12 protein-coding genes and 1 pseudogene are annotated in these 17,109 nt (G+C 69.8%); 2 read left to right on the top strand and 11 right to left on the bottom strand.

The window, feature by feature from the left end:
• From D7W81_RS43080 to D7W81_RS30180, 5 genes and pseudogenes are all read right to left on the bottom strand, one after another.
• Positions 1–191 (bottom strand): annotated as a pseudogene (locus D7W81_RS43080) (response regulator); the annotation flags it as partial.
• A 15-nt stretch (positions 192–206) separates the two neighbouring features.
• Entirely contained in the window at positions 207–1,403 is a 1,197-nt protein-coding gene (locus D7W81_RS30195) for a hypothetical protein (protein WP_120558863.1), read from the bottom strand.
• Positions 1,404–1,405: 2 nt separating this feature from the next.
• Positions 1,406–2,041: an ImmA/IrrE family metallo-endopeptidase gene (locus tag D7W81_RS30190; protein WP_244227522.1), complete on the bottom strand. Its 636-nt coding sequence runs from the start codon at positions 2,039–2,041 to the stop codon at positions 1,406–1,408.
• Between the two features lie 86 nt (positions 2,042–2,127).
• Positions 2,128–2,487, bottom strand: coding sequence for a hypothetical protein (locus tag D7W81_RS30185; RefSeq protein WP_147445671.1), 360 nt, complete (start codon positions 2,485–2,487; stop codon positions 2,128–2,130).
• Complete coding sequence (locus tag D7W81_RS30180; protein WP_120558860.1) at positions 2,477–3,094, bottom strand: RNA polymerase sigma factor; 618 nt, start codon at positions 3,092–3,094, stop codon at positions 2,477–2,479. Before D7W81_RS30180 ends, D7W81_RS30185 begins: the two co-directional genes overlap by 11 nt.
• Before the next feature lie 322 nt (positions 3,095–3,416).
• Between D7W81_RS30180 and D7W81_RS30175 the strand changes: the two genes are divergently transcribed.
• Together D7W81_RS30175 and D7W81_RS30170 are read left to right on the top strand one after the other, a co-directional pair.
• Positions 3,417–4,202: a GNAT family N-acetyltransferase gene (locus tag D7W81_RS30175; RefSeq protein WP_120558859.1), complete on the top strand. Its 786-nt coding sequence runs from the start codon at positions 3,417–3,419 to the stop codon at positions 4,200–4,202.
• Between the two features lie 83 nt (positions 4,203–4,285).
• Entirely contained in the window at positions 4,286–4,951 is a 666-nt protein-coding gene (locus tag D7W81_RS30170) for an iron-containing redox enzyme family protein (RefSeq protein ID WP_120558858.1), read from the top strand.
• A 20-nt stretch (positions 4,952–4,971) separates the two neighbouring features.
• Here the strand turns inward: D7W81_RS30170 and D7W81_RS30165 are convergent, their stop codons facing one another.
• From D7W81_RS30165 to D7W81_RS30140, 6 genes are all read right to left on the bottom strand, one after another.
• On the bottom strand, positions 4,972–6,057 hold the full coding sequence (locus D7W81_RS30165) for a LuxR C-terminal-related transcriptional regulator (RefSeq protein ID WP_120558857.1): 1,086 nt from the start codon (positions 6,055–6,057) through the stop codon (positions 4,972–4,974).
• A 146-nt stretch (positions 6,058–6,203) separates the two neighbouring features.
• The gene (locus D7W81_RS30160; protein WP_120558856.1) at positions 6,204–6,653 is read right to left on the bottom strand and encodes a hypothetical protein; all 450 of its coding nucleotides are present in this window, start codon (positions 6,651–6,653) and stop codon (positions 6,204–6,206) included.
• Positions 6,654–6,775: 122 nt separating this feature from the next.
• Positions 6,776–7,615, bottom strand: coding sequence for an alpha/beta fold hydrolase (locus D7W81_RS30155; RefSeq protein ID WP_120558855.1), 840 nt, complete (start codon positions 7,613–7,615; stop codon positions 6,776–6,778).
• Positions 7,615–8,391, bottom strand: coding sequence for an alpha/beta fold hydrolase (locus tag D7W81_RS30150; protein WP_120558854.1), 777 nt, complete (start codon positions 8,389–8,391; stop codon positions 7,615–7,617). Before D7W81_RS30150 ends, D7W81_RS30155 begins: the two co-directional genes overlap by 1 nt.
• A 28-nt stretch (positions 8,392–8,419) precedes the next feature.
• Entirely contained in the window at positions 8,420–14,869 is a 6,450-nt protein-coding gene (locus D7W81_RS30145) for a non-ribosomal peptide synthetase (RefSeq protein WP_120558853.1), read from the bottom strand.
• A partial coding sequence (locus D7W81_RS30140) for an aminotransferase class III-fold pyridoxal phosphate-dependent enzyme (protein ID WP_120558852.1) occupies positions 14,866–17,109 on the bottom strand: 2,244 nt, incomplete at its 5' end. The genes D7W81_RS30145 and D7W81_RS30140, both read right to left, overlap by 4 nt.

Genomic DNA, 17,109 nt, shown 5'->3' with positions numbered 1-17,109 from the left:
CCGGGGCGCGGTCCGGTCATCTGGACATTCGCGGGCACGGGGACCGGCGGACGGGAGCCCGGTGGAGGCGCGGCCGGCCGTGGGGCGCTGGGGCCGGTGGCGGCGTGGCCATTCACGGGTTTGCCATTGGGGGCCGCGCCGTTCTGCGTGGGCCCCGGGCCGGGTGCGCTGGTGTTTCCATTGTCAGGCATGGTGTCGTTCCCCAATCAGCGACGTGGCTTGCGACCGTTGAAGTACTGAAGGCGTGCATCGGCTTGCGCGTAGGCGTCCTGGACCAGGCCCTCGAAGCCATCCGCTCCGAAGGCGCTGCGGCACGTGGCCTCCGCGACGTCGAGCAGCATCGGGAAGCCCTGCTCCGGGCGCAGCACGCTGTCCGCGATGGCCACGCACGCGGCCATGTGGGCATGGTCGATGTGCGCGTAGAAGATGCGGGGCGGGGCGTTGTTCGACGCACGGAACAGGCCCTTCACGACCTTGTGCGAGTACGCGTCCACGAAGCGCCGCGCGCGCTTGCGCTCCTTGATGTCGTACTGCCAGCCATCGAGGATGTCCTCCCCCGCCTGCTTCATCGATTCGAGGATGACGAACTCACCCGCGTCGAGCGCATGGCCCATGGTGAGGAACCCCCGGTCCTCCATTCGCGCGGAGACGAAGACGAAGCGGGGATGGTCATTCATCAGCCGCTCGAGCATCCCCAGCGATGCTTTCAGCAGGCCCGTGTAGCCGGAGCCGGTGATGAGCTCCTGGGTGAAGGGATTGCCCTGACCCATGCGCCACGGGGCCTTCAGCTTCTCCACCAGGATGGCGCGCTCCGCATAGGCGCGGATGCCTCGCCGGGCGAGCCGCGACAGGCTGTCCGGCCCGCGGCGTCCCGGGTGGGAGCGGTTCTGGCGCATCTCGATATATGACAGGGCCTCCTTATAAGGATCCGGCGCGTCGACCGTCACCTCGCGGCGGAACAGCCGCTGGGAGAAGGTGCCCGCGGAGCCGCCATAGCCAATCGCGGTGATGCCCAGCTGGGTGATGTCCAGTGGCAGCGTCTCGTGCGTCACGGAGATGCCGTTGACCGCCTCCACCTGCCCGGCGAACAGCAGGCCGGAGTGGATGTCGGCCAACTGCTCCGGACTCAGGTGGTAGAGGCCCGCGCCCTGGGGGGCATTGTCCCGCGTCTGGAGCCGAGGCAGCAATTCCTGGCGGATGATGGACCGCAGCTGGTCCTCCTTCCGCATGGCGCCGCCAATCTCCTCCTTGTAGCGCTGCATGATGACCTGGAGGTCCAGGCCCTCCGCCCACGTCTCCAGGTTGAGGGTGCGCTCCAGGTCCTCGCGGAAGGAGCCGCGAAAGTCCTCGTCGCCGGTCAACTCCTCGTCATCGTCGTCGTCAAAGCGCCTGTGGCCGCCCATGGTCACCCTGCGTCCTCACCGAGAAATGAAACAATGGAAAAACGGGAGCGGCCCTCTTCACGGCGCAGGATGCGCGCATAGGTTGCCGCCCTGTCTGGAGGCAGCCCGAAGTGCTGCTCCAATCGCTGCTCCTGCGTCTCCGTGGGCCCGTCCTGCATCACCTGACGCGCGGCCTTCTCCGGCGCGAGCCATTCCAGCGCCAACCGGTCCGCGCGCTGTTCGGAGCGGGCCACCACTCCCGTGCCGACCTCCCCCGTGGGTCCCCGGTCCATCAGGTGGATCTGCACGCCAATGGGGACCCCCTCCAGCACGGCGGCCAGTGACTCCTCACGGGTGGCAGGGCGCTTCTGGTCCAGGACGTCCCGGATGCCGTCGCCAAAGAAGTCGAGTGCCCTCATGCGCGGCAGCAGATGGTCGAGGAAGAAGTGGCCCAGCTCATGCGCCACCGTGAAGCGCTGCTGCGCTGGACCGTCGCCCCGGTCGAAGAAGACGAGTCCCTTTCCCTCCCAGGCCACCATGCAGCCATGCATCTCCCGGTGGTAGCCAATCTCCACGGTGCGCCCCCGCTGGGCCAGCCACTGGCGCACCTTCTCCGAGGTCAGGTCCTTCAACCCCACGGGCCTCACGGGCAGGCGCATGGATGCGTCCGCCGCGAGGTCCCGGGGAAATGCCTCTGGCGGAGGGAGGCCGCTTGCCTCCACCGCCTCCCTCAGCCAGGCCGGCCTCATGAGGCCGGCTCGTCCTTCTTGCGCTTATCGAGCGCGGCCAACTGGAGCGTGGCGGTGGCTCGCGGGGTGGGGGAGTCCGAACCCATGATCTCCACCTGCCGCAGCACGTTGGCGAGCGCGAACGGCTCCAGACCGAACCGGCCGCAGAGGAGCTTCACCTGTTCCGCGAACGCGTCACCTGACGGCCTGCGGCACAACGACAACCTGTTGAGCGTCTGCTCGTCGCAGCCCAGTTCTTCCGCCAGCGCGTCCCGCGTGCAGTCTTCAAGGGACTGGTAGATGGCGAACACCTGACCCAGCAGCCCGGGCTCGGTGGCGCTGCGCTTCGCCGCGTAATCCAGCAATTCAACGCTCATCATTGAAGATCTCCTTGTAGAGGCTTCGCAAAAGCCTCCTCAGGCGTTCAGTGTGGCTCCGCACGAGCGGAAGCCGTTCCGCGAGCGGCAGGTGGGAGATTTCCAGCGCGCGGGCCATCTCCTCTTCGGAGACCCGTCCCTCGCTGAGGAGGATGACGCGCATGGCCGCCACTTCCCGCGCGGGGTAACCTCCGGATTCGATTCGTTCTGACAGCCGCTCCAACTGCTGCGTGGCGCTCACGAAATCCTCCGTGGCGTTATTCGGAGCTGGAGGGTGAACTTCGACGACGGTCAGCGGATTGTTCTCCCGCAAGGTCCGCTTTGTCTGGGACCTGTAGGCGTCATAGGCGCGGCGCATGGCGATCTGATTCAGGAAAAACCAGAGGCTGGACTGGTTGGCGTCGAAGCCATCGGGCTTCCTGAAGTACGCGAAGAGCGCATCCGCGGCGTATGCGTTCGCGTCGTGACGTGAACATCTCAGCGTGCCCACCAGCGAGTCGACCAGCGGCTCCATGAACGCATCGAAGACGTCATGGGTCGCGTCCGAATCCGGGCCCAACATCCGTTTGTGAAGCTGCTCCACCTGTTGTCGTGATGGACTGGTCATCCCCGACTCCTCACCGGCATGCGTGCCCCCGCTTCAGGTTGGACTGCGATTCGCCTGAACGTTCGCTACAGCCCTGCTGAGTTCGATTGCGCGATGTCGCTTTTCCAAGCCGGCAGGTTGGCGAGGTCGAGGATCCGTGTCTGTACCTCGGAAGGGGTACTGCCTTTGAGGACAGTGAGTCGTTCGCGATCCCCCCGGATCGGAACAGACCCGTGTCTCAATGAAAAAACTCAACCCGTGAGCGCACTCATGCACGTGGCGGCGAATGAAAGGTCGGGGCCGGACACACAGTCCGGCATGCACCGTGGAAGCGAGACCCGCCATGTCTTCATTGAGTTGCCGTGTCGCCACCGCGCAGCGCGAACTGGATGACGCGCTCCGCATCCGTTACCGGGTTTTTGGCGAGGAGCTGCGGATGCTGGGGCCCAAGCGGCCGCGTGCCCCGCGCGAAGCGGACTGCTTCGATACACTCCGCACCACCGCCCACGTCGTCGTCTACGCGGGCGCGGAGCCGGTGGCGACGGCCCGGCTGCTGACGCCCAACGCGGAGGTGGCCGCCTTCGCGGACACGGCCGTGGGTCTCGATATCGAGAAGAAGCTCGACCTGTCGGAGCTCGTCGCGCCGGGACGCGTGTTCGCGGAGACCACGCGCTACTGCGTCACCCAGCGCTACCGCAACTCGGCGGTGCTGCGCCTCCAGGCGGGCCTGTACCGCGAGAGCCGCAGGCGCGGCGTCACCCATTGGATCGCCGCGGCCAACATGGAGACGGACTCCCAGGAGGAGGCGGACCTCTACTACCAGGCCGCCGCGCGCCGGGGCTGGGTGAGCGACAGCTTCCGCGTGCGGACCCGGGAGTTCCCCGCACCGCCCGCCGAGCCCCTGGCGGCGCGGCTCACCGAAGCGCAGCGCGCTCAGGCCCGCCTGGACATCCTGCGCCTGCCGCCTGTGGTGTCCTTGTTCGCGGACAAGATGGGCGCGCGCTTCATTGGCCCGCCGCACTTTGATCCCGCCTTCAACCGCTTCACCGTGCCGCTCGTCGCCGCGCTGGATGCGATTCCCGAGCGGACGCTGAACCTCTTCGCCTCGCTGGACGCCGACGCCGCCTGACGCAAGGCCGCGCGCTCCTCATTTCCCTTCACCCTCAACGCAACACCCACCGGGCCTTCACGGGCCCCTGTCAGGAGACGTGTATGTGCAAGCAGCCCAGGAATGAGCAGACGTGGCTGGACTCCCTGCGAGACGAAGCGCGGAGGCTCGTGCGGGAACTGGATGCGACGCCGGACGTCCGGCGCCTCTTCGAGGGGCGCATCCGCCAGGACGACTACGTCCACTACCTCATCCAGACGTATCAGTACGTGCGGTGGAGCGAGGGGTTCTTCACTGAATCCGGCAAGCGCACGAAAGATCCCGCGCTCGCGGACCTGCTGTTCCAGAAGGCGCGAGAGGAGAGGGGCCACGAGCAGTGGTTGCTCAAGGACCTGGCGGCCCTGGGCTGGACGCAGGAGCGCGTGGAGAGCGAGCCCATCTGCCCCGCGGTGCGCGCCTATGTGGAGTGGAACCGCTTCACCACGCAGTCGGGCGTGCCCACCGCGTTCCTGGGCACGGCCTACGTGCTGGAGTACCTCTCCGTGAACCGGGCGCCGGACGCGGTGGACCGGCTCATCGCGGAGAGCGGCATCCCCAACATCCACAAGGCCGTGCTCTTCCTCAAGGGCCACGGCGCCGCGGACGGCGACCACGTGGCCGACCTGGAGAAGGAGCTGCGCGCGCTCACGTCCCGGGAGGAACAGGACGCGCTGCTCCTGTCCGCCCGCACCACGCGCGAGCTGTTCCCGAAGTTCTTCCGGCAGCCCTGAGCGCGCGCACCCGGACCTCCTCACCCTGGCTTCTGCCTCCAGGCGGCCTGGTAGAGGAGGTCCGTGCGGCTCTCGATGCCCAGCTTGGGGAAGATGTTGCGCAGGTGCGTCTTCACCGTGTTGAGCGTCAGGCCCAGGTCCTCGGCGATGGTCTCGTTCGTCCAGTTGCAGAGGACTCCCTGGACCACCTCCACCTCGCGCTTGGAGAGCTTCTGGCGCCAGGGCTCCGGCATGGGGATGGCCCGCGAGCACTCCTGCAACACCAGCACCCAGGGACGGCCGCCGCGCTGTTCGGGCAGCTCCACGAACGTCACCTTCAGGTCCTGCTTCCCCCCGGAGCGCGTCCACGTGTCCACGCCCGGGGTCCGCTTCGTCCCCAGGGCCCGGAGGCGCGCCAGGTGCTCGCGCAGCTCCTGGGGCAGCCGCGAGTCGTCCGCCTTCAGCTCCTCCGGATACCAGCGCCGCAGGAGCTCCGTCGCGCCCGGCGTGCGCAGCTTCTCGTGCTCCGGGGGATCCATCACGACGCACTCGGCGCCCTGGTGGCGGAAGAGGGCGTCCAGCAGGTCACCCCGTGTCGCCTCGTTCCCGAACAGCCGGCAGTTGCGCACCGTGTTCGCCAGGTAGGGCGTCAGGTCCTCCAGGAGGGCCTGCTCCCGTTCGGAGAAGGGCAGGGTGTGCTCGCGGTACAGCGTGAAGCCGCCGTGCCAGTCCTGCCGCAGGTCCAGCAGCACCGCCATCACGTTCTCCAGGGGCAGCCCCAGCTCCCGGCAGCGCAGGTACAAGAGGCTGCGCTTCAATTCCTTGCGTGACAGCGGGTCCGGGTCGCGCGGCGGCACGTGGGGCGGCTGCATCGCCGGCTCGCGCACGATGTCCACCGCGGCCAGCTCCGGATAGTGCGTGAAGAGGATGCCCGGGGCGCCCAATCCCAGCCACTCGTAGTCGCCGGGCCGCTCCGGCCTCGACACGCACAGCGCCGCGTAGTCGCAGGGCAGGAGCTTCGCCAGCGTCCCATGGGAGCGGGCCAGCACCTCCGTCAGGTCCAGCGAGCTGGAGAGGGTCTGGGTCAGCTCGAGCACGAGCGCCTGTTCGTGCGGGGTGAGGTTCATCCGACGGGCCTCCGTCCATCCGGTCCGTGCAAGGACTTAGCGGTGGAAAGGCTGTCAGGTCTGTACCCCACAAGGGGTATGGACGGGCCCCGCTCGCGCGAAGCCCGTCCACGTCTGCCATTGTCGTGTCTGTCGAAGCCGGGCCGCTAGTTGCCCGCGCTGCCTTCCACCGGCGGCGTGCCCGTGGTGGGGCTCGCGGAGCTGCCCATCTTCTTGTTCTGGTCCCAGGCCGGCGGCGTCACCTCCATCTTCGCGCCCTTGTTGCCCGGGGTGCCCGAGTTCGGAGCGCCCGGCTCCGCGGCGGCCGAGTGGTCGCTCGTGCTGTTGCTGCCCTGCTCGGTGGAGCCGGAGCCGCCGACGCCTTCATCGACGCTGCTGGGGGCCACGGCATTGTCGTCGGCCGCGTCCGCGGGCTGGAGGTCCTCCGAAGCGGCGCCCGAGCCGCCCGTGGCCTTGTCCCAGCGCTCCGCGCTGTCCTGGGGCGCGTCCGTGGACGGCTCCTGAAGCGGGGGCGTCTCGTGGTCGGTGTGGCTCTGCGCGAAGGCTTGACCGGAGAATGCGAGTGCTGCCAGTGCTGCCATGACAGGGAGCTTCATGGGTGGCTCTCCTTCGAAGAACGTGTGTGCTTCGAAGGTGGCGACCGTTGGGTGGGAAACAAGCGCTTGACGCACACCCGGCCCCAGACCGCGTCCCCGCTCGTAGGGCGGGCAGGCGGCCTTCAGCCCGTCAACGCGCGCGGCGGCACCGTGCCCACGGTCCAGGCGGTGAGCTTGCGCAGGAGCTCCGCGCGGTCCTCCGGCACGGAGAAGAGGTGGTCCGCGCGCGGGTAGAAGGCGTAGGTGACGCGGCCCTCCAGCTTCAGCGGCGAGAGCATCTCGTAGAACTGGCGCTCGTGGTTGAAGGACAGCCCCATGCCCCCGGTGAACACGAAGCACAGGCTGACGCCGCGCTCCATCAGGGCCTTGTAGTCCTGTGTCAGCTGCGAGCGCTCGGGGTACTCGCGCGTGTAGACCTCGTCGGCCTCGCCGGCCTCGCGCAGCTGGGCGGGCAGCTTGCGCTTGCGCAGGAAGCGCGTCCAACGGCGGGGGCTCAGGTAGCGCAGGTGGAAGCGCAGGTGGTAGCCCAGCGTGCGGTAGGTGTAGCCGTCGATGAAGGCCGCGCCCACCACGCGCGGATCCTCCACCGTCACCGCGTGCGCGCTGTCCACGCCGGAGCACAGGCCGATGAGCGCGAAGCGCTTCTGGCCCTTCTTCTGCTCCAGGTAGTCGAGCGCCGCGCGCGTCTCCTCGCGGGCGCGCTGGAACTCGTCGGAGCCGCCCTCCCGGCGCGGGCGGCTGTCCCCCAGGCCGGACAAATCAAAGCGCAGCGTGGTGATGCCGCGCCCGGCCAGCTGCCGCGCCAGCTCCACCCACAGCCGGTACGGGCCCACGTGGTGGTTGAGGCCCACGTTGGACAGCACCACCGCGGGCGCGTCCGGCAGGACCTTCGCCGGGTCGGGTTCCGTGAGGATGCCCACGAGGCTCTGCTCGGGGCCGAAGGTACAGATTCGCTCGCGCATCACGCGGCCTCCTTCAGGAGCGTGGTGATGGTCTGCAGGCTGCGGTTGGACAGGAGCGCGGACTCCTGGCCGCCCGCGCCCTCCTCGGGCACCAGGTGGTGCTGGAAGGGCAGGCCTGTCCTCTCCAAATGCTCCTGGAGGCGTTGGTATTCGGGCCGCGGCGCGCCAGCCACCAGGTGCGTGCGCGTCGAGGGCCACGCGGGCAGCGCGGCCAGGTCCAGTGCGAGGATGTCGTCACGCAGGGCGCGGGGGAACGGGAAGCCGAGCAGCTCCTCGCGCACCTCCAGCGGGCTTTCGGGCTGGGGAAAGAGCGTGCGGGTGGCCCGGCGCGCCTGGAGCAGCTCCAGCTCCTGGAGCCAGGCCTCGCCCTGCACCAGCGGCTCCCAGAGCACGAGCGCGGCGGTGGACAGCCCTTCCACCGCGGCCCGCACCGCCAGCGCCGCGCCCAGCCGGAAGCCCACGAGCGCCACGCGCTGCACGCCCGTCACGTCCTGCAATTCATTGGCGGCGTTGCGGATGTCCTGGACCCACGTGGCCACGCGGCCCTCGTGGGCCTCTCCGGCGGAGTCCCCCGTGCCGTAGTAGTCGAAGCGGAAGACGTGGAAGCCTTCGCGCGCGAGCATTCCGGCCAGCTTCCGGAAGGCCCAGTGCGTCAACATGTACTCCTGGGCGGCGGGATAGCAGAGCACCACCCCGGTGGCGCGTTCAGCGCCCTGCGCGGGGTGGTGGATGCCAAAGAGCTGTCGTTCGGAGGTGCCGAAGAAGCAAGGCGTCACGGGCTGACCATTCTCCTCGGGGGGCCGCTCAGTCCGAGCGCCCCGGCAGGTTCCGCTTCAGCTTATTGAACAAGCGTTGCGCCAGGGGAACAGAAGTCTCCTGGGTGGCAGTCCTTGGCGGCGTGACGGGCTGCGTCCTGGCGGCGGGGGCCTGGGCCACGGGCGCGAGCTGCGAGGCCACCTGCTCCAGCGTGTTGAGCAGGAGGGTGCGGGGGTGCAGCTCCTGGTTCAGCTCCTTGCGGACGCGCATCACCACCTGGAAGGACAGGAGCGAGTGCCCGCCGATGTTGAAGAAGTTGTCGTGCACGCCCACCTGCGCGATGCCCAGCACCTCCCGCCAGATGCCCGCCAGGTGCTGCTCCGCCGGCGTGCGAGGCGCGACGAAGGCGTCCTCGACGGGACGCGTGGTGCCCGCCGGAGGCGGCAGGGCCTTGCGGTCCACCTTGCCGTTCGGCGTGAGCGGCAGCGCCTCCAGCTCCACGAAGTGCTGCGGCACCATGTACTGCGGCAGCTGCGTGCGCAGGTGCTTGCGAAGCTCCGTGTCCGTGTAGGCCTGACCCGGCTTCGTCACGAGGTACGCGACGAGGCGGCGGTCCCCCGGGCGGTCCTCACGCACGAGGGCCACGGCCTGGGCCAGGGACGGGTGCGAAGCGAGCGCCGCTTCGACTTCACCCAGCTCGATGCGGAAGCCGCGCAGCTTCACCTGCGAGTCATTGCGGCCGAGGTACTCCACCGTGCCGTCGGCCAGCCACCGGGCGAGGTCACCCGTGCGGTACATGCGCTCGCCAGGGCGGAAGGGGTTGGCCAGGAAGCGCTCCTGCGTCAGCTCCGGCCGGTGCAGGTAGCCCAGCGTCACGCCGTCGCCGCCGATGTACAGCTCGCCCGCGACACCCACCGGCACGGGGGCCAGGTGAGAGTCGAGGAGGTAGAGCTGGGTGTTGGCGATGGGGCGGCCAATGCGGATGGAGGAGAGCGGAGGCTGCACGCGCCACGTGGTGGACCAGACGGTGGTCTCCGTGGGGCCGTACATGTTCCAGAGGCTGCCCACGCGGGCGAGGAGGGATTCAGCCAGCTCGCGCGGAAGGGCCTCACCACCGCAGAGGGCCTTGAAGCCCGGACGCGGCTGCCAGCCGGCCTCCAGCAGCAGACGCCAGGTGGAGGGCGTGGCCTGCATGACGGTGACGGCGTTGGCTTCAATAGCCGCCTTGAGCAGCGCACCGTCGGAGGCCGTGTCGCGGGAGGCGAGCACCACCTGGGCACCGGTGGTGAGCGGCAGCAGCAGCTCCAGCACGGCGATGTCGAAGGAGAGCGTGGTGACGGCCAACAGCACGTCCTGCGAGGAGAGGCCGGGGGCCTCCTGCATGGTGCCCAGGAAGTTCACCACCGCGCGGTGCGGCACGCGCACGCCCTTGGGCTTGCCCGTCGAACCCGACGTGTAGATGACGTACGCCACGGCTTCGGGCGTGACGCCGGGAACCTCGGGGGCCGAGTCCGCCTGCGACGTGGTGTCCTCGACGAAGAGGGACTTCGCCGTGGTGGAGGGCAGGGTGCTCTGGAGCGCGCGCTGCGTGACGACGAGCGACAGCTGCGCGTCCTCGACCATGAAGGACAGACGCTCGGGCGGGAAGCCGGGGTCGAGCGGAACGTAGCCCGCGCCCGCTTCGAGGATGCCCAGCAGGCCCACCACCATGTCCGGCCCACGCTCGGTGAAGAGGCCGACGAGGCCTCCCGGCGCGACGCCCTCCTGCTTGAGCGCGTTCGCCACTTGGTGGCTGCGCTGCAGGAGCTGGCGGTAGGTGAGCGTCACGGCGCCGGAGCGCAGCGCCACCGCGTCGGGCGTGGCCTGGGCCTGCGCGGCGACGAGCGTGTGGACGAAGGCGCTCCGGTCGAACGGCTTCTCGGTGGCGTTCCAGTCCACCAGCACGCGCTGCTTCTCTGTCTCGGGCAGCAGCGGCAGGCGCGACACGGGGACTCCCGCGTCGGACAGCGCGGCCCGGAGCAGCGTGCGGATCTGCTCGAGCATGCGGACGACGGTGTCCCGCTCGAACAGGTCGGTGTTGTAGTCCATGCCGCCGACGATGCCGTTCGCCGTCTCCTTCACCCAGAAGCTCAGGTCCAGCGGCGTCGCGTGCGCGTGCACGTGCACCTGGCCGTAGGTGAGATCCCCCAGGCTGGCGCCGCGGTTGCGCACGTCCTGGAAGGTGAAGAACGTCTGGAACAGCGGCGTGCGGCTCAGGTCGCGCTGCACACCCAGCTGCTGCATCAGCAGCTCGATGGGCATGTCCTGGTGGCCGAAGGCCTCCATGCACGTGGTGCGCACGCGCTCCAGGAGCTGCCGGAACGTCAGCTCCGGCGCCAGCTGCGTGCGCAGGACGAGCGTGTTGACGAAGAAGCCCAGCAGGTCCTCGACCTCCGGATGCGAGCGGCCCCGGATGGGCGTGCCGACCACGAGGTCTTCCTGGCCGCTGTAGCGGTGCAGCAGCGTCTTGAACGCCGTGAGCAGCACCATGTACAGCGTGGCGTTGGACTCGCGCCCCAGCTTCGTGAGCGCGTCCACTTCCGCGCCGGTGAGCACGAACGGCTCGGTGCCGCCCTTGAGGCTCATCTGCGCGGGGCGCGGCTTGTCGGTGGGCAGCTCCAGCGCGGGCAGGTTCCCGGAGAGCTTCCCCTTCCAGTAGCGCGCCTGCCGCTCCAGCTCCTCGCCCTGGAGCCAGTTGCGGTGCCACTCGGTGAAGTCCGCGTACTGGATGGGCAGGACGGGGAGCTTGGGCTCCTGGCCCTTGGTGAGCGCGGAGTAGATGACGTCCAGCTCGCGCAGGAACACGTCGAACGACCACCCATCCCAGATGAGGTGATGGGGCATGAAGAAGAGGACGTGCTCGGTGGCGCCCAGCCGGAACAGCGTCAGCCGGAAGAGCGGCGGCGCGGTGATGGGGATGGACTCGTCCGCCAGCGCCTGGAGGCGGCGCAGCAGGTCCTCCTCGCGCGTGTGCGCGGGGACGGGCTCCAGGTCCACCGGCTCCAGCTCCACCGTCAGCGACGGGGCCACGTGCTGCACGGGCGTGCCCTCATCCCACCGCACGAAGGTGCGCAGGGACGACTGGCGCTCCAGCAGCTTGTTGAAGCTGAAGCGCAGCGCACCCACGTCCAGCGCGCCATGGAGGCGGAACGCGGAGGGCAGGTTGTAGACGGCGGTCCCCGGGTTGAGCTGCTCCAGGAACCACAGCCGCTGCTGCATGAGGGACAGCGGCGCGGGCTCGGAGCCAGCGCGGGGCGAGATGCGCTGCGCGGGGCTCGTGGCCCCGTCGTCGCCGCGCACCAGCCGGGCCAGCTTCTCCACGGTGGGTGCTTCGAACATGCGGCGCAGCGTGAGGCTGACGTCCAGGTCGCGGCTCGCGCGTGTGAGGGCCTGCGACGCCAGCAGGGAGTGGCCGCCCAGACGGAAGAAGTCCGCCGTGACGCTCACCCGGCGCAGCCCCAGCACGTCCGCGAAGATGGCCGCGAGCTTCTGCTCCGTCTCGTCACGAGGCGCGACGTAGGCGTCCTCCTGCGACTCCACCTGCGGCGACGGAAGGGCCTTGCGGTCCACCTTGCCGTTCGGCGTGAGCGGCAGCGCGGGCAGGGCCACGAAGTGCTGCGGCACCATGTACTCCGGCAGCCCCTGCTTGAGGTGCGCACGGAGGACTTCATCCGAGGGCGTCGTCTGCCCGGGCCGAGCGATGAGGTACGCGACGAGGCGGCGGTCCCCCGGGCGGTCTTCACGCACGAGCGCCACGGCCTGGGCCAGGGACGGGTGGGAAGCGAGCGCCGCTTCGACTTCACCCAGCTCGATGCGGAAGCCACGCAGCTTCACCTGCGAGTCATTGCGGCCGAGGTACTCCACGGTGCCGTCGGCCAGCCACCGAGCCAGGTCACCCGTGCGGTACATGCGCTCGCCAGGGCGGAACGGATTGGCCAGGAAGCGCTCCTGCGTCAATTCCGGCCGATGCAGGTAGCCCAGCGTCACGCCGTCGCCGCCGATGTACAGCTCGCCCGCGACACCCACCGGCACGGGGGCCAGGTGAGAGTCGAGGAGGTAGAGCTGGGTGTTGGCGATGGGGCGGCCAATGCGGATGGAGGAGAGCGGAGGCTGCACGCGCCACGTGGTGGACCAGACGGTGGTCTCCGTGGGGCCGTACATGTTCCAGAGGCTGCCCACGCGGGCGAGGAGGGATTCAGCCAATTCGCGCGGAAGGGCTTCACCACCGCACAGGGCCTTGAAGCCCGGGCGCGGCTGCCAGCCGGCTTCCAGCAGCAGACGCCAGGTGGAAGGCGTGGCCTGCATGACGGTGGCGGCGTTGGACTCCAGCGCGGCCTTGAGCAGCGCACCGTCGGAGGCCGTGTCGCGGGAGGCGAGCACCACCTGGGCACCGGTGGTGAGCGGCAGCAGCAACTCCAGCACGGCGATGTCGAAGGAGAGCGTGGTGACGGCCAGCAGCACGTCCTGCGCACCCAGGCCGGGGGCCTCCTGCATGGTGCCCAGGAAGTTCACCACCGCCCGGTGCGGCACGCGCACGCCCTTGGGCTTGCCCGTCGAACCCGACGTGTAGATGACGTACGCCACGGCCTCCGGAGAGACATCCTGCGCCGGGAGCGCGGACTCGGGCTGCGACGCGGTGTCCTCGACGAGCAGGGGCTTCACGCTCGTGGACGGCAGGGACGCCACCAGGGCCTGTTGCGTGAGGATGGTGGAGAGCTTCGCGTCCTCGACCATGAAGGCGAGGCGTTCAGGCGGGAAGCCAGGGTCCAGCGGGACGTAGCCGGCTCCCGCTTCGAGGATGCCCAGCAGACCCACCACCATGTCCGCGCCGCGATTGGTGAAGAGGCCGACGAGGCTTCCCGGCGCGACGCCTTCCTGCTTGAGCGCGTTCGCGACCTGATGGGCGCGTTGGATCAGCTGCTGGTACGTGAGCGTCACGTCCCCCGCGCGCAGGGCCACCGCGTCTGGCGTGGCCAGGGCCTGAGCGGCCACGAGCGTGTGGACGAAGGCCTCGCGGTCGAACGGCTTCTCGGTGGCGTTCCAGTCCACCAGCACGCGCTGCTTCTCCGCGGAGGGCAGCAGCGGCAGGCGCGAAACGGGGCTTTCCGCGTCGGCGATCACGCCCCGCAGCAATTCTTCGTAACACGCCATCCAGCGGCGGACCGTGGAGCCGTCGAAGAGGTCGGTGTTGTACTGGCACTCCAGCACCACGCGGCCATGGGCCTCGGCCGCGTTGATGAAGAGGTCGAAGTTCTCGTAGTGGCGCGGGTTGCTCGCCAGGGCGCAGGTGAGGCCCTGGAACGCCAGCTGCTCCCCCGTGACGGCCTGGTCCACGTTGAACAGCACGTTGACCAGCGGCAGGCGGCTGGGGTCGCGCGGCAGCGCCAGCTGTTTGAGCAGCGTGCCGAACGTGTACTCCTGGTGCTCGTAGGCATCGAGCATCGTGGTGCGCAGCTGCTTGAGCACCTGCGTGAAGGGCGCCTCCGCGGCGACGTTGCTGCGCAGGGGCAGCGCGTTCACGCAGTGGCCCACCAGGTCCTTCAGCCCGGCCACGGACTGGCCCGCGGCGGGGATGGCCACCACCACGTCCTCCAGTCCCGTCAGCCGGTGCAGCAGCGCCTTGAAGCCCGCCAGCAGCGTGGTGAAGAAGCTGCCGCCGTGGCGCGCGCCCACGCGCTTGAGCTGCTCCACGAGCGCGGGCTCCAGGACGCAGTCCTCACGCCGCGAGCTGTACGTCTTCGACGGCGGACGGCGCTTGTCGAGTGGCAGCTCCAGCACCGGCAGCGCGCCGGAGAACTGCTTCAGCCAGTAGCGCTCGTGCTCCGTGTACTCCGGCGTCGTCGCCAGCTGGGCCTGCGCGCGGGCGTAGTCGCTGAACGTGGGCGCGGGCGCCAGCACGAGCGGGGTGCGCCGCACGTGCGCCGAATAGAACGCCGCCAGGTCGCGCAGCATCACCGCCATGGACCAGCCGTCGCACACGATGTGGTGCGCGGTCAGCGTCAGCAGGTGCTCCTGGGCGGACAGCCGCGCGAGGCGCGGGCGCAGGAGCGGCCCGGTCTCCAGGGACAGCGGCGTCTCCACCTCGTGGGCGACGAGCTCGCGGACGCGGGCGTCGCGCTCGGAAGGAGGCAGCGCGTCCAGCGACACGACCTCCAGCAGCAGGGGCGTGGCGGCGGCGACGCACAGCGTGAGGCCATCCGCGCTGAACGTGGTGCGCAGCGCTTCGTGCCGCGCCATCAGGTCCTGGAGCGCGGCGCGCAGGCACTCGACGTCCAGGGAGCCGTGCAGCCGCACGGACATGGATTCATTGAAGGCGCACGATGCGTCCGGGCCCATCTGCACGCCGGTCCACACCTCGCGCTGGGGCTCGGTGGACGGCGCGGTGAGCAGCAGCGCGGGCCCGGCGAAGGGATCGAAATCGTCGGGCAGGTCCTGCGTCGGGGAGGCGGGGGTCTTCATCGGGTCTCGCTCAGCTTGACGAACTTGCCAGGCACCGTGGGGTGCGGGACGAACCAGGCGGGGTTGCCCTGCGGATCACGCCCCAGGCGGGCGCCGGGGACGGGGGGCTGGTTGGAATCAAAGGCGGCGGCGGTCTGCGTCTGGGGACGGGCCGTGCCGGGCAGGAAGCCCGCGTCCTGCAGCTCCGTGACGCTGTCCTGGAACGCGGCGATGAGGCGCCGCAGGTCCGCGTCCGTGTGCGCGGTGGTGAAGAAGCACGGGAAGCCATCCCAGATGTGGATGCCCTTGTCGCGCAGCAGGCAGAACAGCAGGTCCGCGTTCGCGACGTCCGACGTGACGAACGTCTTCCACAGCGACCCGAAGTGCTTGATGCGCAGCGGGGCGCCCACCTCGTCGAAGAATGCGTTGAGCGTGCTGGCGAGCGTGTCCGCCTTCGCGCTCACGCTGCGCTGGAGCTCCGGGCCCGCGGCCTTCATGTGCTCCAGCGCGGCCTTCGCGGCGGCGAGCGCCAGCGGGTGGCGCACGAACGTGCCGGCGAAGTACGTCACGCCCACCGTGGGCACGGAGTCGTCGCCGAACTGCCAGTGGCCGCCGTCCAGCGCGTCCATGAACGGGCGCTTGCCCGCGATGACGCCAATGGGCATGCCGCCGCCCACGACCTTGCCGTAGGTGGCCACGTCCGCCTGCACGCCGAACACCGCCTGGGCGCCGCCCGGGTGCATGCGGAAGCCGGTGATGACCTCGTCGAAGATGTAGACGGAGCCGGACTTCTGCGTGAGGTCGCGCAGCTGGTGCAGGAACTCGCGCGGCTGGAAGTCCGGGCGGCGGCTCTGCACGGGCTCCACCATGATGGCCGCCAGCGAGTCCGCGCGGGAGCGCAGGATTTCAAGCGACTCCGGCGTGCCGTAGTCCAGCACCAGCACGTCCTGCACCGCGCCCGCCATGATGCCCGGGGCGGCCGGCACGGTGCGCAGGCTCTTGGTGCCGCGCACCAGCACCTCGTCGAAGATGCCGTGGTAGCTGCCCGCGAAGATGGCCACCGTGCTGCGGCCGGTGACGGTGCGGGCGATTCTCAGCGCGCCCATCACGGCCTCGGAGCCGGTGTTGCAGAGCGCCGCGCGGTCCGCGCCGGTGAACTCACAGACGAGCTTCGCGACCTCGCCGGCCAAGGGGTGCATGGGCCCCAGCTCGTAGCCGTCATCCACCTGCCGGTGCACGGCCTGGGTGATGAAGTCCGGCGCGTGGCCGAACATCACGGAGCCAAAGCCGTTGAGCGCGTCCAGGTACTCGTTGCCGTCCACGTCCCAGAGCTTGGAGCCCTTGGAGCGGTTGACCGCGAGCGGGTAGATGAGCTCCTTGAGCAGCGGACGGAAGCCCGTCACCACGCGCGGATCCGACAGCTGGCTCCGGTTCTCCTGGGCGGAGCGCTTGGAGCCCTGCGTCTTCGCCGTGTAGCGGCGGGTGAAGTCCTCCAGGAACGTCTGCTGCCGGGGCGTGAGCGAGTCCTTGGGCGCGAGGCTGATCCGCGCGATGGCGCCGAAGGCCTTCTTCACGTCGTACTTCACCGGGCCCTTGATGTCGGCTTCGTCGGGAGCCGCTGCGGGAGCGGGCTGGGCCTGGGCGGCGGGAGTCTGCTCAGCCGATGCCTGCGCGATGGGCGCCTGCGCGGCGTGCGGCTGCGCGGCGGGAGCCTGGGCGAAGGCCTGCGGGGCCACGGTCTGCGCGGGCTGACCCGACAGGAGCGCGAGCTGCTGGGTCATCAGCCAGAGCTGCTGCGCGACAACCGCCTGGAGGCTTCCGGCTGGGGCGGCCATCGCCTGCGCCTGGAACGCGGCACCCGCGGCGGCGAACTGCGCCGGAGGAGCGCTGACCACAGGCGCGGCCTGGACCGGGTACGCGTTGCCCGCGGACGGGGCGACCTGCGGCTGGCCCAGGATGTTCGCGGTGAGCTGCGCGGTCGGTGCGGCGGCCACCGGCGCGGGCGCGGCCTCCGGAGGCATGCGGCCGTCGAGGAACGCGGCGAGCTGGCCCAGGGACGGGACCTCTTCCAGCAGTTGCCGGAACGTCACCTTCACGCCGAACTGCTTCTGCACCGCGAGCGCCGCCTGCGTGAGCACCAGCGAATCGAGCCCCAGCTCCAGGAAGCTCGCGCCCGGATCCGCGTCGGCCAGCTCCAGGCCGCTCAGCTCCTCGAACAGGTTGCGCAGGGTGGGGACAAGACGCTCGGCACGGGGAACAGG

Source organism: Corallococcus aberystwythensis, from assembly GCF_003612165.1.
Taxonomy (GTDB): domain Bacteria; phylum Myxococcota; class Myxococcia; order Myxococcales; family Myxococcaceae; genus Corallococcus; species Corallococcus aberystwythensis.
Note: the sequence above shows the minus strand (reverse complement) of the source record. Positions and strands in the feature narration are given on the sequence as shown.

Coding starts and splice junctions, on each gene's coding strand:
- D7W81_RS30195 (WP_120558863.1), bottom strand. CDS start 1,403: ATGGGCGGCCACAGGCGCTTTGACGACGACGATGACGAGGAGTTGACC.
- D7W81_RS30190 (WP_244227522.1), bottom strand. CDS start 2,041: ATGCGCCTGCCCGTGAGGCCCGTGGGGTTGAAGGACCTGACCTCGGAG.
- D7W81_RS30185 (WP_147445671.1), bottom strand. CDS start 2,487: ATGAGCGTTGAATTGCTGGATTACGCGGCGAAGCGCAGCGCCACCGAG.
- D7W81_RS30180 (WP_120558860.1), bottom strand. CDS start 3,094: ATGACCAGTCCATCACGACAACAGGTGGAGCAGCTTCACAAACGGATG.
- D7W81_RS30175 (WP_120558859.1), top strand. CDS start 3,417: ATGTCTTCATTGAGTTGCCGTGTCGCCACCGCGCAGCGCGAACTGGAT.
- D7W81_RS30170 (WP_120558858.1), top strand. CDS start 4,286: ATGTGCAAGCAGCCCAGGAATGAGCAGACGTGGCTGGACTCCCTGCGA.
- D7W81_RS30165 (WP_120558857.1), bottom strand. CDS start 6,057: ATGAACCTCACCCCGCACGAACAGGCGCTCGTGCTCGAGCTGACCCAG.
- D7W81_RS30160 (WP_120558856.1), bottom strand. CDS start 6,653: ATGAAGCTCCCTGTCATGGCAGCACTGGCAGCACTCGCATTCTCCGGT.
- D7W81_RS30155 (WP_120558855.1), bottom strand. CDS start 7,615: ATGCGCGAGCGAATCTGTACCTTCGGCCCCGAGCAGAGCCTCGTGGGC.
- D7W81_RS30145 (WP_120558853.1), bottom strand. CDS start 14,869: ATGAAGACCCCCGCCTCCCCGACGCAGGACCTGCCCGACGATTTCGAT.